The organism is Actinokineospora spheciospongiae (assembly GCF_000564855.1).
Classification (GTDB): domain Bacteria; phylum Actinomycetota; class Actinomycetes; order Mycobacteriales; family Pseudonocardiaceae; genus Actinokineospora; species Actinokineospora spheciospongiae.
In genome coordinates this window covers 1-14,795 of record NZ_AYXG01000013.1, presented here as the reverse complement: position 1 = coordinate 14,795, position 14,795 = coordinate 1, and the positions used below count along the sequence as shown (strand labels likewise).

12 protein-coding genes are annotated in these 14,795 nt (G+C 74.3%); 7 read left to right on the top strand and 5 right to left on the bottom strand.

The features are described 5' to 3' along the window. From UO65_RS36490 to UO65_RS01650, 3 genes are all read left to right on the top strand, one after another. Positions 1-826: hypothetical protein (locus UO65_RS36490; RefSeq protein WP_161784404.1), on the top strand; the 826-nt coding region annotated here is incomplete at its 5' end. Between the two features lie 223 nt (positions 827-1,049). After that, entirely contained in the window at positions 1,050-2,387 is a 1,338-nt protein-coding gene (locus tag UO65_RS01655; RefSeq protein WP_035278018.1) for a serine/threonine-protein kinase, read from the top strand. Between the two features lie 13 nt (positions 2,388-2,400). After that, positions 2,401-4,158, top strand: a complete 1,758-nt coding sequence (locus tag UO65_RS01650; protein WP_035278016.1) for a serine/threonine-protein kinase — start codon at positions 2,401-2,403, stop codon at positions 4,156-4,158. Between the two features lie 102 nt (positions 4,159-4,260). Here the strand turns inward: UO65_RS01650 and UO65_RS01645 are convergent, their stop codons facing one another. Next, a complete protein-coding gene (locus tag UO65_RS01645) occupies positions 4,261-5,151 on the bottom strand; it encodes a LysR family transcriptional regulator (RefSeq protein ID WP_035278014.1) in 891 nt (296 codons plus the stop codon). 122 nt (positions 5,152-5,273) lie between these two features. On the opposite strand from UO65_RS01645, the gene UO65_RS01640 reads away from it, so the two are divergent. Then, positions 5,274-6,161: a DMT family transporter gene (locus UO65_RS01640; protein ID WP_035278022.1), complete on the top strand. Its 888-nt coding sequence runs from the start codon at positions 5,274-5,276 to the stop codon at positions 6,159-6,161. On the opposite strand, the gene UO65_RS01635 is transcribed toward UO65_RS01640, so the two are convergent. After that, entirely contained in the window at positions 6,141-6,824 is a 684-nt protein-coding gene (locus UO65_RS01635) for a response regulator (protein ID WP_035278011.1), read from the bottom strand. The genes UO65_RS01640 and UO65_RS01635 overlap by 21 nt on opposite strands. Next, positions 6,821-8,134: a PspC domain-containing protein gene (locus tag UO65_RS01630; RefSeq protein ID WP_084175217.1), complete on the bottom strand. Its 1,314-nt coding sequence runs from the start codon at positions 8,132-8,134 to the stop codon at positions 6,821-6,823. The genes UO65_RS01635 and UO65_RS01630 overlap by 4 nt, the downstream gene beginning before the upstream one ends. Before the next feature lie 75 nt (positions 8,135-8,209). Between UO65_RS01630 and UO65_RS01625 the strand changes: the two genes are divergently transcribed. Both UO65_RS01625 and UO65_RS01620 read left to right on the top strand, forming a co-directional pair. Further along, positions 8,210-9,463 (top strand): PspC domain-containing protein, encoded by a 1,254-nt coding sequence (locus UO65_RS01625; protein WP_063935859.1) that lies wholly within the window; start codon positions 8,210-8,212, stop codon positions 9,461-9,463. Continuing rightward, positions 9,456-9,665 (top strand): hypothetical protein, encoded by a 210-nt coding sequence (locus tag UO65_RS01620; protein WP_035278005.1) that lies wholly within the window; start codon positions 9,456-9,458, stop codon positions 9,663-9,665. Before UO65_RS01625 ends, UO65_RS01620 begins: the two co-directional genes overlap by 8 nt. A gap of 141 nt (positions 9,666-9,806) precedes the next feature. Here UO65_RS01620 and guaA read toward each other — a convergent pair whose 3' ends face one another. After that, the gene (gene guaA, locus UO65_RS01615; protein ID WP_035278001.1) at positions 9,807-11,366 is read right to left on the bottom strand and encodes a glutamine-hydrolyzing GMP synthase; all 1,560 of its coding nucleotides are present in this window, start codon (positions 11,364-11,366) and stop codon (positions 9,807-9,809) included. A 269-nt stretch (positions 11,367-11,635) separates the two neighbouring features. On the opposite strand from guaA, the gene UO65_RS01610 reads away from it, so the two are divergent. After that, a complete protein-coding gene (locus UO65_RS01610; RefSeq protein ID WP_035277999.1) occupies positions 11,636-13,093 on the top strand; it encodes an aldehyde dehydrogenase family protein in 1,458 nt (485 codons plus the stop codon). 27 nt (positions 13,094-13,120) lie between these two features. On the opposite strand, the gene UO65_RS01605 is transcribed toward UO65_RS01610, so the two are convergent. Beyond that, a complete protein-coding gene (locus UO65_RS01605) occupies positions 13,121-14,566 on the bottom strand; it encodes an FAD-binding oxidoreductase (RefSeq protein ID WP_324608948.1) in 1,446 nt (481 codons plus the stop codon). Positions 14,567-14,795 lie beyond the last annotated feature (229 nt).

Sequence of the window (14,795 nt, the reverse complement as noted above, 5' to 3'; positions counted from 1 at the left end):
CCCCGAACCCGCCGCACCGCCCGCGGGCGAGAACGCGCGCCCCCGGCCGTCGGTGATCGACGGCCCGGACGCGCTGCGCGGCCCGGTGGCCGGTCCCGCCGACGACCAGGCCACGGTCCGGTTCGACCGCGTCCGCACCGGTGACACCGACACCCTCGAGGTCGCCCCGGAGGCGAGCGCGCCGCCGGTCAGGTCCTCCCGGGCCGCCAGGGTGGCCCAGGCCGCGGTCCTCGGGTTGGCCGTGGCCGCGCTCTGCGGGGCCGTGGCGGTCGCCGCCGTGGTCACCAGGCAGCGCGCCGCCGACAGCGCCGACAACCGCCCCAGCCTGCAGATCACCGGTGAGCGGGCGCTGCTGCCGGACCGGTTCGTCGCCGCCTACACCGACACCGGGCGCAGGGCCCGGATCGCCCCGCCGACCACCGCCGCCGCGCCCGACCGCCGGGTCGTCGCCCGCACCACCGAGGCGGAGGGCTCGACCAGCCCGGCGAACAGCCTGCCCGCGGCGCGGCCGGTGGTGTCCCCGCGCGACGTGGTGCTGGAGTTCTACCGGCTGGTGCCCGAAGACCCGTCGGCCGCGTTCGACCTGGTCGCCGGTGCCGCGCTGGGCACCAGCCGGGCGGAGTTCACGGCCGCGTACCGGGCGGTCCGCGAGGTCAGCGTCGTGTCGGTCGAGGCCGGTGCGGCCGAGCGGGGCGAGGTCCTGGCCGTGGTGGTGCTCACCCTCGACGACGGCGCCACCCTGCGGGTGCGCCAGCTACTGACGGTGAGCGGAACGGCTCCGCAGCGCATTTCCGACGCCGAGCTGCTCGCGGTGCAGCCACAGTAGCCGGGCGATTGGTCTCGGACGCCGGGCGATTGTGACAATATGTAGCCGTTGGCCAGCAGGCTCGCCCGCGCGGGACTGCGTTCATGCGCGGTGCGTGAGCGCCTAGCCTGGAGCGGTCGGACACCCGGCGCCGGTGGTGCACCCGCGTGCCGGGTGGCCGCGTGCCGTGAGACTGAGACGTAGCGCCCGCCATCCCCAGCGGGCTAGGGAGGTTCCGGTCGGGATGAGCGATGAGGGCCGGCTGGTAGCCGGGCGCTACCGGCTGGAACGACGCATCGGTGCCGGTGCCATGGGTGTGGTGTGGCAGGCGCTCGACGAGCGGCTGAACCGCACGGTCGCGGTGAAGAAGCTGCTGCTGCCCCCCGGCCTGCCGCCGGACGAGGCCGACGAGGCGGTGGCCCGCTGCAAGCGCGAGGGCCGCATCGCCGCCCGGCTGCACCACCCGAACGCCATCGCGGTGTTCGACGTGGTGGACGAGGACGGCGCCCCCTGCCTGATCATGGAGTACCTGCCCTCGGACAGCCTGGCGATCGCGCTGAACGAGCGCGGGCCGCTGCCGGTGGCCGAGGTGGCCAGGATCGGCGCGCAGGTGGCCGCCGCGCTGGCCGCCGCGCACGCGGCCGGGATCGTGCACCGCGACATCAAGCCGGGCAACATCCTGCTCGGCGACGACGGCTCGGTGAAGATCACCGACTTCGGCATCTCCCGGGCCACCGACGACGTCACGGTCACCAAGACCGGGCTGATCGCGGGCACCCCGGCCTACCTGGCGCCCGAGGTGGCCGTCGGCCGCGAGCCCTCGGCCGCCTCCGACGTGTTCTCCCTGGGGTCGACGCTCTACGCGGCGGCCGAGGGCGAGCCGCCGTTCGGGCTCAGCGAGAACACCCTGGGCCTGCTGCACGCGGTGGCCTCCGGCAAGATCAACCCGCCGGTGCAGTCCGGGCCGCTGACCGCCGTGCTGATCTCGCTGCTGGCGCTGGAGACCGAGGCCCGGCCGTCCGCGGCCGAGGCGCGGGACCTGCTCGCCGCGGTGGCGCGCGGGGAGGACCCGGACGTGCCGCCGCCCACGGTCGCCGTGGCCGCGGCGGCGGTCCCCGACGAGGCGACCAGGGTGGTCGGCACCACCGACCCGACGTCGGTGGTGCGCAGGCCCGGTACGGTCGCCACGGCACCGCCGCCGGTCAAGTCGCACAAGCCGCTGGTGTTCGCCAGCGCCGGGGTGGCGGCGATCCTGGCCGTGGGCACCTGGTTGGTGCTCACGACCCAGCGGGCACCCGCGGACCAGCAGGACATCCCGGCCAAGGTCGACACCCCGCCCGCGTCGACGTCGGTGCTCGCCCCGGTCACCACGACCACCCCGCCGGAGCGCACCACGCGGCCGGTCCAGCGGACCACGACCGCGGCGCCCACGACGACCGCCGAGACCACCACGACCACCGAGCCCACCACGACCACGACGACCCCCAGCAGGCCGACGACCACGGTGGAACCGACCACGACCACGCAGGCCGAAACCACCACGACGACCCCCGCGCCCCCGACGCAGGCAGACGCACCGTGAGCCAGGAGCCCCAATGACCAGCGAGCAGACCTTGGTCGCCGGGCGGTACCAGCTCGGCGCGCGCATCGGCGCGGGCGCCATGGGCGTGGTCTGGCAGGCGCACGACCAGCGGCTGCACCGCACCGTGGCGGTCAAGCAGCTCCTGCCGCAGCCCGGCGTCAGCGAGGAGCTGAACGAGGAGGCCCGGCTGCGCGCGATGCGCGAGGGCCGCATCGCCGCCCGGCTGGCGCACCCGAACGCGATCACCGTCTACGACGTGGTCGAGCACGACAACGAGCCGTGGCTGGTCATGGAGTACCTGCCGTCGAAGAGCCTGGCCGGGGTGCTCAACGAGCGGGAGACGCTGCCGCCCGCCGAGGCCGCCCGGATCGGCGCGCAGGTGGCCGCCGCGCTGGTCGCCGCGCACGCCGCCGGGATCGTGCACCGCGACGTCAAGCCCGCCAACGTGCTGCTCGGCGAGGACGGCAACACGGTCAAGATCACCGACTTCGGCATCTCCCGCGCCACCGGCGACGTCACGGTCACCGCGACCGGGATGCTCGCGGGCACCCCGGCCTACCTGGCGCCCGAGGTGGCCAAGGGCGAGCAGCCGACGTCGGCGGCGGACGTGTTCTCCCTCGGCTCGACGCTCTACACCGCGGTCGAGGGGCACTCCCCGTTCGGGCTGAGCGAGAACACCCTGGCGCTGCTGTACGCGGTGGCCGCGGGCAAGGTCATGCCGCCGCGGCAGGCCGGTCCGCTGACCGCGCTGCTGATGCAACTGCTGCGCGCGGACCCGACCGAGCGGCCGACGATGACCGCCGCCAAGGAGGCGCTGACGGCGGTGGCCGAGGGCAGGCCGCTGCCGCAGGCGGCGCTGGCCCACCAGCGCACCGAGCCGTACGCCAAGCCCGCCCCGCGCCCCAACCAGGCCGCGCCGATGCCCCCGATGGGCACCCCGCCGGGCGGCCTGGCCACGGGCGCCCCGCCGCAGGGCCACCCCGGCACCCGGCTGGACGTGCACCCGTTCACCGAGCCCAAGCCCTCGGGCCCGATGCAGGCACTGCGCCACCAGGACCAGCAGCCGATGCGCGGCGCACAGCCGATGCCGATGCCCCCGCGCACCAACGGCCGCCCGCCCGCGGGCAACCCGGCCGTGGGCAACCGCAGACCCGCGGGGCAACCCCCCAAGCGCAAACCCGCCGCGAAGCCCGTCCCGGCGAAGCGCGACACCAGGACGATCGTGCTGACGGTGTTGGCGATCATCGCGGCGATCCTGGTGGGCATCCTCGGCGCGAGCCTGGTCAACGGCGGCAAGAACAACTCCGGCGCCCCCGGCCCGCAGATCGCCCCGGAGACCTCGGCGCAGACCACCACCACCAAGCCCACCGCCCAGCCGGTCACCACCGCCGCCAAGAAGACGACCACAACCACCACGACGACCACGACCACCACCACGACGCCGCCGGAAGCCCCCTCGGCCGGGGATTACGAGGCGGCCGTGCGCAACTACTACGCCTTCCTGCCCGGCAACCCGGAGGGCGCCTGGGCCCTGCTGAGCGAGAAGGCGCAGAAGAAGTCCGGTGGCTTCGAGAAGTTCAAGAAGTTCTACGACCGCATGACGTCGGTCCGCCTGGAAAGCGTGCAGACCGACGACGACAAGGTGTCGGCGGTGATCGAGTTCACCCCCAAGGACGGCAAGGTCTCCCGAGAGCCCTACGTCTACGAGGTCTCCGAGGACAACGGCACCTTCAAGATCGACGACTACGACCAGGGCTCCCGCCGCGGCTAGGCCCTGGACTCAAAGTCGGCCACCCCACCAACCGCCTGCCCGGCCGAGCACACCCACCAAAGATCAGCGCTTGAAACCCGGCAAGCGGATCAACCGGCAACCCTAAGCAGCAGCCGCCCGCAGGGCGTCCAGCAGACCGCGCAGCGCGGGTTGCGGCTCAGCCGACTCCCGCACCGCCGCGAAGATCGCCCGGATCGGCTCCGGTCGCCGCACCGGCCGCACCACCACCCCCGCGTGCCGGTTGCCCAGCCCCATTCTCGGGATGAGGCACACCCCCAGCCCGGCCGCCACGAACCCCTGCGCCGTGGCGTAGTCCTCGCTCTCCACCACGACGTCCGGGGAGAACCCGGCCGCCGCGCAGGCGTCGACGACGATCCGGTGGCAGGGCCCGGACGGGAACTCGTTGCCCACCCAGGGTTCCTCGGCGAGGTCGGCCAGGTCCAGGCAGCGCTTGGCCGCCAGCCGGTGCCCGCGCGGCAGCACCACCCGGTACGGGTCGTCGAGCAGGTGGGTGAGCACGACGCCGCGCGGTGGTTCCGGGCGCGGGTGGATGATGATCGCCAGGTCGGCGCGGCCCTCGGCCACCTCGGGCAGCGGGTCCTCCGGGTCGATCAGCTTGAGGTCGACGCGGACGCCGGGGTGCTCGGCGCGCAGGGCGGCGAGCGCGGGCGGGACCAGGGCGGCGCCCGCGGTGGCGAAGCAGCGGATGGCCAGGTGCCCGGTGCGGCCCGCGCGCAGGTCGGCCAGGGCGGTCTCGGCCTCGGCCAGGTGCCTGCCGATGATCGCGGCGTGCTCGGTGAGCAGCCGCCCGGCGGCGGTGGGGCGCACGCCGCGGCCGACCCGCTCCAGCAGCGCGGTGCCCGCCTGCTTCTCCAGCACCGCGATCTGCTGGCTGACCGCGGAGGGCGTGCAGCCCAGGTTCGCGGCCGCCGCCGTCACCGACCCGCTGGTCACCACCGCCCGCAACACCTGCATCCGCCGCACGTCGAGCATGTAGCGGAGCTTAACGGTTCGTGCACGACAATTCGCTTGTCCTGTCAGAAAAGCTGCGAGAGCGTGGTGAGCAGACCACGGAGGAGGCAGCGGTGAACGGCGGACGCGCGACCCTGGTGCGGATGGGGGTGCTGGCCCTGCTGTGGGGGTCGAGCTTCCTGTGGATCAAGCTGGCGCTTGGCGGCCTGCCGCCCGCGTGGATCAGCGCGGTGCGCTGCGTGCTCGGGGCGCTGGTGGTGCTGGGGCTGTGCGCGTGGGGGCGGCACCGGCTGCCGGGGTCGGTGCGGACCTGGGGCCACCTGGCGGTGGCGGCGTTCTTCGGCAGCGCCCTGCCGTTCCTGCTCTTCGCCGTCGGCGAGCTGACCGTCGACTCCGGGGTCGCGGGGGTCCTCAACTCCACGACCCCGCTGTGGGCGCTGCTGATCGGGATCGTGATCGGCACCGACCGCGGCCTGTCCCCGGTGCGGCTGGGCGGGCTGCTGGTGGGCTTCGCCGGGACGGTCCTCATCTTCGCGCCGTGGCAGACCACGGGCCTGGCGAGCTGGGGCGCGGTGGCGCTCCTCGCCGGGGCGGCCAGCTACGCCGTCGCCTACGCATACGTCGCCCGCAAGCTCTCCAACCGCGGCACCTCCCCGATCGCCCTCTCCGGCGCCCAACTGACCGCCGCGGCGGCCATGGGCCTGCTCACCCTCCCGTTCAGCGACACCGCTTCCATCGCGCTGACCCCCACCGTCCTGGTCGCGATCGGCGTCCTGGGCGTCCTCGGCACCGGCGTGGCGTTCGCCATCAACTACCGCCTGATCGCCGACGAGGGCGCCACCCAGGCGACGACGGTCGGCTACCTGCTGCCGGTGGTGTCGGTGCTGCTGGGCGCGCTGTTCCTGCACGAGCCGCTGAACGCGCGGGTCGTGGCGGGGATGGTCGTGGTGCTCGCGGGCGTGGCGATGACCCGGTTCCGGCCCCGGCCGGTGCCCGCCCCGGCCCCCGTCCTAGACCAGGCGGCGGTCTGAGGCCCAGCGGGACAGCTCGTAGCGGTTGGAGAGCTGGGTCTTGCGCAGCACGCTCGACACGTGGGTCTCCACCGTCTTCACCGAGATGAACAGCTCGGAGGCGATCTCCTTGTAGGCGTAGCCGCGGGCCAGCAGCCGGAGCACGTCGCGCTCCCGGGGGGTGAGCAGGTCGAGTTCCGGGTCGTTGATCGGGGCGGCGCCGGGGCGGTCGGCGAAGGCGTCGAGGACGAAACCGGCCAGCCTCGGGGAGAACACCGCGTCGCCGTCGCGGACGCGTTGGACGGCGGTGGCGAGTTCGGTGCTGGAGATGGTCTTGGTGACGTAGCCGCGGGCGCCCGCGCGGATGACCGCGATGACGTCCTCGGCGGCGTCGGAGACCGACAGGGCCAGGAAGACGACCTCGGGGTTGGCCTTGCGGGCGCGGCGCAGGACCTCGGCGCCGCCGCCGTCGGGCATGTGCACGTCGAGCAGCACCACGTCGGGGCGGTGGTGGGCGATGCCCGCGACCGCCTCGCCGACGCTGCCCGCCTCGCCGACGACCTCGACGGCGTCGGTGACGGTGTCCAGCTCGGCGCGGACCCCCGCGCGGAACATGCTGTGGTCGTCGACCAGGTAGACGCGGACGGGGGGCTTGGCCGGGGCGGCCTGCTCTGGCTCGGTCATGGGCTCACTTTCGCGCGGGGCATGTCCAACTGGACCTCGGTGCCGTCCCCGGGTGCGGTGCGCAACCGGATCTCGCCGCCGTTGCGCTCCATCCTGCCCCGGATCGAGTCGGCGAGCCCGTGCCGGTCCTGCGGCACCGCGCCCGGGTCGAAGCCCCGGCCCCGGTCGCGGACGAAGACGGTGACCTTCTCCGGTTCGACCTCGGCGTAGACCGACACCTCGCCCACCCCGGCGTGCTTGGCGGCGTTGACCATCGCCTCGCGGGCGGCGAGCACCGTCGAGACCAGCCGCTCGTCGAGTTCGCAGTCGCCGACCACCACGTGCTGCACCTTGATGGCGAAGCTGTCCTCGACCTCCCCGGCGGCGCGCTCGAAGGCCGCGGCCAGCGTGCCGTGGTCCATGCCCTCGTGCAGGGAGCGGCCGTACCCGGAGGGCCCGTAGAGCCAGCTACGTAGCTGCCGTTCCTGGCCGCGGGCCAGGCGCAGCACCTCGCGCGGGGCCTCGGACTGCTTCTGGATCAGGGCGAGGGTCTGCAACACCGAGTCGTGCAGGTGCGCGGCGATCTCGGCGCGCTCCTCGGTGCGGATGCGGGCGCGCCGCTCCTCCCCCAGGTCGCGGACCAGCCGCAGCCACCACGGCACGGTCAGCACGGCCACGCCCGCCAGCGCGGCCAGCACCGCGAGCAGGGCGAACTGGAACTGGTCCAGGCCGATGCTGCGCAGCAGGAAGATCACGATCCCGGCGACCACCAGCAGCGCCCCCGCGGCCACCCGGACGCCGCCCGCCCGGCCCCCGCCGAGCACCGCGCCGGTGACCCGGCGCCGCTGCGCCTGGTCGGCCTCCCGCCAGACCAGCACGGCCCCCGCCAGCGCCACCCCGATGCCGCCCGCGATCCAGCCGCTGACCATCCCGGACAGCGTGCCCGCCCCGACCGCCAGCCCCGCCCCCACGGCGACCAGGCCGAACGCCTGCTGCCGCTCCCGGGAGGACACGGCGGGCCCCTGCAGGTCCGACGGCGCCTGCGCGCCCGCCACCCACAGCAGCCCGTAGGCGGCGATGCCCGCCCCGCCCAGGGCCGCGAGCAGCGCGAAGGTGATGCGCACCCACAGCACACCGACGCCGAGGTGGTCGGCCATGCCCCCGGCGACCCCGGCGATGGCGCGGCCGTCCCGGCGGCGGTAGAAGCGGACCTCATCCGCCACCGCCACCGCGTCGGGTGCCGAGCGCTCGATCTCCGCCTCCGGTGTCGTCTGCTCCTCGAGCCGCGTACTCACACCGAGGATGCTCACACAACGCCCCCGGCGCCACATCGGGGTCGGACCCTGATGCGGGTTCAGGGTCGGTCCCGGATGTGCCCGGCGGCCCCGCCGACCAGAGTATTCACCGTGAGTGGGAAAACGACAGAGCAGGACAGCAGCGTGGAGGACACGCTCAAGGACTTCTGGGCGACCCGACCGAGGCGGCCCCGCCGGGGGCGCAAGGTCGCGGGCGTCGCGGCGGCGATCGGGGAGCGCTACCGCATCGACCCCGTCATCGCACGGGTGGGTTTCGTGGTCGCGGCCGTCTTCGGCGGCGCGGGCGTGGTGCTCTACCTGCTGGGGTGGCTGTTCTTCCCGGAGGAGGGGGACGAGACCTCACCGGCCGAGTCGCTGCTGGGCAAGGGGCGCAGCTCCACCTCGCAGCACGTCACCATCGGCCTGTGCATCGCGCTGATCCCGGCGTTTAGCTGGTTCATCGACAACGACGCCACCACCTACATCGGCATCGCGGTCGTGGCGGGGATGCTGTTCCTGCTGCACCGCAACCGGTCGCACCTGGGCACGGTGCCGACCGCGCGGCCGGAGCAGACCACGGAGTCCTCCGAGTCCCACCAGGTCTTCGGGGCCACTGCGGCGCGGCAGACCGCCGACGAGCCGGCCCAGCCGACCGGTCCGCCCGCCTGGGACCCGCTGGGTGCCGCGCCCTTCGCGTGGGACCTGCCCGAGCCCAGCCCGGCCGCACCGGAGCAGCGGCTGCCGGTGCGGCGGGAGCGGCGGTCGAAGGCGGGGGTGATCACCCTGGCGGTCGTCGTGCTGGCCGCGGGGGTGGCGGCGGCGATCGGCCCGAGCGACGCGGGCTGGTTCAACCTCCGCCACGTGGTGGGCCTGCTGCTCGCGGTGCTGGGGCTGGGCATGGTGTTCAGCTCGTTCACCCGCGGCGGGCGCGGCCTGATCGGCCTGGCGCTGCCGCTGGCGGGGGTCGGCATCGCGCTGACGGTGTTCTTCCCGCAGGGCATCCGCGCCGACGGCATCGGGGAGATCAACGCGAAGCCGACGACGCTGGAGCAGGTGCAGGCCGAGTACCGGCGCAACATCGGCTCGCTCGACGTCGACCTCACCGCCCTGCCCGCCACCGGGTCGGTCACCACCGAGGTGCACGCGGACGTGGGCAGCGTCGTGGTCCGGGTGCCGGAGGACGCGGACGTGGCGGTGCGCTGCTCGGCCGGGGTCGGCACGGTGACCTGCCTGGGCGCGACCATGGACGGGACCTCCCCGAACGTCGACAAGACCGACTTCGGCGCCGACGGCGAGGGCGGGCTCAAGATCGATCTGGTGGCGGGCGTGAACGGCCCCGGGGACGTGGAGGTGCGGCGTGGCTGAGCGCGACGGGGTCCGGCGGGGGCCGGACGTGCTGGTGCTGATCGCGGGTCTGCTGACCCTGGGGGCCTCGGCTTTCGTGCTCACCGACGGGGCGAGCTGGTTCCCGGCGGTGGACGGTCGCTGGTTCGTCGCGGGGGTGGCGGTGCTGGTGGGGGTGGCGCTGCTGGCCTCCGGCAGGGGCCGGGGGCGCGGGGGGTGCTGACCGGGGTGCGGCTGTCGGCGTAGGGGCGCAGGCAGCCGCATTCCCCTGCCCACGGGGGAACCGCTCACACAACGGGGAAGGACCCGGCCGGGATTCGGCCGGGTCCTTCCCCGTCTCGGCACCACCGGCCGGGCGGTGGCGCTACTCCCACTCGATGGTGCCCGGGGGCTTGCTCGTCACGTCGAGGACCACGCGGTTCACGTCCGCGACCTCGTTGGTGATCCGGGTGGAGACGCGCTCCAGCGTCTCGTACGGCAGGCGGGTCCAGTCGGCGGTCATCGCGTCCTCGCTGGACACCGGGCGCAGCACGACCGGGTGACCGTAGGTGCGGCCGTCGCCCTGGACGCCGACGCTGCGGACGTCGGCCAGCAGCACCACCGGGCACTGCCAGATGTCGCGGTCGAGCCCGGCGGCGGTCAGCTCCTCCCTGGCGATGGCGTCGGCGGCGCGCAGGATCTCCAGGCGCTCAGCGGTGACCTCGCCGATGATGCGGATGCCCAGGCCGGGGCCGGGGAACGGCTGGCGTTGCACGATGGTCTCCGGCAGCCCCAGCTCGGTGCCGACCCGGCGGACCTCGTCCTTGAACAGCGCGCGAAGCGGCTCGACCAGCTCGAAGTCGAGGTCCTCGGGCAGGCCGCCGACGTTGTGGTGGCTCTTGATGTTCGCCGCGCCGGTGCCGCCGCCGGACTCCACCACGTCCGGGTAGAGGGTGCCCTGGACCAGGTAGCGGTACTTGTCGCCGCCCGCCTCGGCCTGCAGGTCCAGCTCCGCCTGTTCGAACACGCGGATGAACTCGCGGCCGATGATCTTGCGCTTCTGCTCCGGGTCGGTCACCCCGGCCAGCGCGGCGAGGAACCGCTCGCGGGCGTCCACGGTCACCAGGCGCACGCCGGTCGCGGAGACGTAGTCGCGCTCCACCTGGGCGCGCTCGCCCGCGCGCAGCAGGCCGTGGTCGACGAAAACGCAGGTGAGCCGGTCGCCGATGGCGCGGTGCACCAGGGCGGCGGCCACCGCGGAGTCCACGCCGCCGGACAGCCCGCAGATGGCCCGGCCGTCGCCGACCTGGGCGCGGACGCGCTCGACCTGCTCGTCGACGATGGAGGCGGTGGTCCAGCGCGGCGCCAGGCCCGCGACGTCGTGCAGGAAGCGGCGCAGCACCTCCTGCCCGTGCGGGGAGTGGCCCACCTCCGGGTGGTACTGCACCCCGGCGAAGCGGCGCGCGGTGTCCTCGAACGCCGCGACCGGGGCACCGGCGGAGGACGCGGTGACGGTGAAGCCCTCGGGGGCCTTGGTCACGCAGTCGCCGTGGCTCATCCACACCGGGTGCCGGGCGGGCAGGGCGTCGTGCAGCACCCCGCCCTCGGCGCCGAGGTCGGTGCGGCCGTACTCGCGGGTGCCGGTGTGCTCGACGGTGCCGCCGAGCGCGCCCGCCATGGCCTGGAAGCCGTAGCAGATGCCGAACACCGGCACGCCCGCCTCGAACAGCGCCGGGTCGACCCGCGGCGCGCCCTCGGCGTAGACGCTGGAGGGACCGCCGGACAGCACGATCGCCGCCGGGTCCTTCGCCAGCATCTCCGCGACCGGCGTGGTGTGCGGCACGACCTCGGAGTAGACCTGCGCCTCGCGCACCCGGCGGGCGATGAGCTGCGCGTACTGCGCGCCGTAGTCCACGACCAGGACGGGCTTGTTCTCGTCTGACATGTGATGACTCCGCTTTCCCCGGGAGCAGGCGCACGAGCAGGACCCCACCCGGCACACAGCAGCCCAGCACTGTGTGCCGACCGGTCCCTCCCTGGGTTTCTCTCCCGGAGATGCCTGCCGGTGCCCACGTCCACACCGGTTTTCCGTGACGCTCGAACCAGACCCGCACCCGCTCCGGGTGCGGCGGAACCCTAGTCACCACCGTCGGTCAGCCACCGCCATCGTAACTTGGCGCGCTTCCCGGCGGGCTCGGGCCTACGGTTGTCGGTATGAGCGTCGAAGAACACGCCGTCGTGGCCAAGCCGCGCCCGTTCTGGGTCGCGGGCAAGGCGGAGAGCAGCGAGGACACCTTCCAGGTGCGCCACCCGTACGACGGGACCGAGGTCGCCGCGGTGTCGGTGCCCTCACCCGATCAGGTGGAGCGGGCGGTCGCCGCGGCGACGGCGGTGGCCAAGGAGTTCCGCTCGACCCCGGCGCACGTGCGCGCCACCGCGCTCGACCACGTCTCGGCCGCGCTGGCCGAGCGGATCGAGGAGGTCGCCGAGACGATCACCGCCGAGAACGGCAAGCCGCTCAAGTGGGCGGAGGTGGAGGTGCACCGCGCGGTCTCCACGTTCCGCTTCGCCGCGGAGGAGGCGCGCAGGCACGTCGGTGAACTCCAGCGGCTCGACACCGACCCGGGCGGGGAGGGTCGACTCGGGGTGATCCGGCGGCGCCCGCGCGGGCCGGTGCTGGCGGTGGCGCCGTTCAACTTCCCGCTGAACCTGGTCGCGCACAAGGTGGCGCCCGCGCTGGCGGTCGGCGCCCCGGTGATCGTCAAGCCCGCGTCGGCCACCCCGCTCTCGGCGCTGCTGCTCGGGGAGATCCTGGCCGAGACCGACCTGCCCGAGGGCGCGTTCTCGGTGCTGCCGGTGCGCGGGTCGGCCATGTCGACGCTCGTCGAGGACCCGCGGCTGCCGGTCATCTCGTTCACCGGCTCCACCGGCGTCGGCTGGGGGATCATGGACTCGGCGCCGCGCAAGCACGTGGTGATGGAACTGGGCAGCAACAGCGCCGCCATCGTCTGCCCGGACTGGACCGACCTGGACCTGGCGGCGGAGCGGATCGCCACCTTCGGCAACTACCAGGCCGGGCAGTCGTGCATCGCGGTGCAGCGGGTGATCGTGCACCGGTCGGTCGCCGGGGACTTCGTGCCGAAGCTGGTGGCCGCGGTCGAGGCCCTGCGCACCGGCGACCCGCACGACCCGGAGGTCGAGGTGGGCCCGCTGATCGACGAGGACAACGCCGAGCGGGTCGCGGGCTGGATCGCCGAGGCCGAGGCCGCGGGCGCGAAGGTCCTCACCGGCGGCACCCGCGACGGCGCCACCGTCGCCCCCACGGTGCTCGCCGACGTCCCCGCCGACGCCAAGGTCTGCCGCGAGGAGGTCTTCGGCCCGGTCCTGGTCGTGTCGACGGTCGACTCGGTCGAGGAGGCGTTCGAGCAGGCCAACAGCACCGACTACGGCCTCCAGGCGGGCGTGTTCACCCGCGACGTGCAACTGGCCTTCCGCGCGGCGGCGGAACTGGAGGTCGGCGGCGTGGTCATCGGCGACGTCCCGTCCTACCGGGCCGACCAGATGCCCTACGGCGGTGTGAAGGGCTCCGGCACCGGCCGCGAGGGCATCCGCTCGGCGATGGACGACTTCACCGAGGAGCAGACGATGGTCCTGTCGGACCTGCCGCTGTGACCGGCACCCGGGCCTGACCGCACCCGGTCAGGCCCGGATCGCCTGGGGGAAGGCGAAGACGGAGTCGGGGTCGTACCGGGCGGCGACGGTCGCGAGGCGGGGCAGGTTGGCGCCGTAGTAGGCGCCCGCCCAGTCGGGCATGGTGGGGTCGATGTAGTTGACGTAGCCGTCCTTCACGCCCAGGGCCGCGAGGCCGTCGCGGACCGCGGTCATGGCCCCGGGGTTGTGACCGCTCTGGAAGACCTGCACGGTCGCCAGGGCGGTGCGGTGCGGGAAGGCGCTGTCGGCGGGGGCGACTTCCGCGACCGCGCCGCCGAGGGAGTCGAAGAGCAGGTCGAGTTCGGATGTCCTGTCGAGCAGTGCGGCGAGGGCGGTCGGGTCTGCCACCGGGGTGCTCAGGACGCGCGAGGACGCGGTGAAGGTCTGGCGGCGCACGGAGTCCGGGGAGCACTCGGTGCAGCCCGCGTAGAACAGCATGGCGTCCAGGTAGGACCGTTCGACGACCTGGCGGCTGGTGGGTTTGGTACCGGTGCGGGCGATCACGGCGTCCAGCAGCGGGTTGAGCCCGGCCGGGGTGCCGATGAAGCAGCCGCTGAGGTGCGCCCTGCGGCCCGCGCTGAGCGACACGGTCGACCACAGCTCGGCGGGCGAACCGGGCAGCCACTCCTGCCAGGCGGCGAAGACCTCCGGCGCGGCGCCCGCCGGGAACGCGGTGGCGAACGTGGTGACCCGCAGGGCGGGCTCGGTGCGGAAGGTGAACTCGGTGGCGATGCCGAAGTTCCCGCCCCCACCACCGCGCAGCGCCCAGAACAGGTCGGGCTCGCTGTCCGGCGCGGCCGTGCGCAGCGCCCCGTCGGCGGTGACGACCCGGACGGCGGTCAACCGGTCGCAGGTCAGGCCGTACTTGCGGGTCAGCACCCCGATGCCGCCACCGAGGGTCAGCCCCGCGATGCCGACGCTGGGGCAGGTCCCCGCGGGCAGGCACCGCCCGGCCGCGGCGAGCGCCCGGTGGACCTCGATGAGCCGGGCCCCGGCCTGGACGGTGGCGGTGCCGTCCGGGGCGACCCGCACCGCGGCCATCCCGCGCAGGTCGACGACGAGGCCGTTGTCCGGGGCGGAGTAGCCGGCGTAGCTGTGACCGCCGCTGCGGGCCGCGATCGGCAGGCGGGAGTCGCGGGCGGTGTCCACGCAGGCCCGCACGTGCTCGGCGGTGGCGACCCGGGCGACAGCCGCGGGGGTGCGGCTGTCGAAGTCGGGGCTGTAGAGGCGGTGCGCGGCGGTGAAACCGCGGTCGGCGGGCAGGCTGAGGGCCCCGTCGAGCCGGGCGCGGAGGGCGTCCCAGTCCGGCGGGACGGGCGCCGGGCGGGTGGTCGGCACGGTGGTGGGTGGCGTGGTCGAGGGCACGGTGGTGGCCGGGCTCGTCGTGGGCTGCGCGTCCGGCGCACCGGTGCAGGCCGCCGCACCCCACGCCACAGCGCCCACTCCGGCCGCGCGGAGCAATGACCGCCTGCTGATCCCCGACATGTGCGCCTCCCGGCTCGATCCCACCACTACTCGGGGAGACGCGCAGCGGATGCGGCGGGCAGCCGACCCGACCACCAGCCACGACAAACCCCACCGGGCACAGCGGCCCAGCCGACCACCCAACGAACCGCCGGCCCGGCGAGCCAACTGCCCGGGTGGGTGGATGTGTTTGGCCGGG

Excerpts from the sequence above, each read along its gene's own strand:
- UO65_RS01655 (WP_035278018.1), top strand. The coding sequence starts at position 1,050 with ATGAGCGATGAGGGCCGGCTGGTAGCCGGGCGCTACCGGCTGGAACGA.
- UO65_RS01650 (WP_035278016.1), top strand. The coding sequence starts at position 2,401 with ATGACCAGCGAGCAGACCTTGGTCGCCGGGCGGTACCAGCTCGGCGCG.
- UO65_RS01645 (WP_035278014.1), bottom strand. The coding sequence starts at position 5,151 with ATGCTCGACGTGCGGCGGATGCAGGTGTTGCGGGCGGTGGTGACCAGC.
- UO65_RS01640 (WP_035278022.1), top strand. The coding sequence starts at position 5,274 with ATGGGGGTGCTGGCCCTGCTGTGGGGGTCGAGCTTCCTGTGGATCAAG.
- UO65_RS01635 (WP_035278011.1), bottom strand. The coding sequence starts at position 6,824 with ATGACCGAGCCAGAGCAGGCCGCCCCGGCCAAGCCCCCCGTCCGCGTC.
- UO65_RS01630 (WP_084175217.1), bottom strand. The coding sequence starts at position 8,134 with ATGTGGCGCCGGGGGCGTTGTGTGAGCATCCTCGGTGTGAGTACGCGG.
- guaA (WP_035278001.1), bottom strand. The coding sequence starts at position 11,366 with ATGTCAGACGAGAACAAGCCCGTCCTGGTCGTGGACTACGGCGCGCAG.
- UO65_RS01610 (WP_035277999.1), top strand. The coding sequence starts at position 11,636 with ATGAGCGTCGAAGAACACGCCGTCGTGGCCAAGCCGCGCCCGTTCTGG.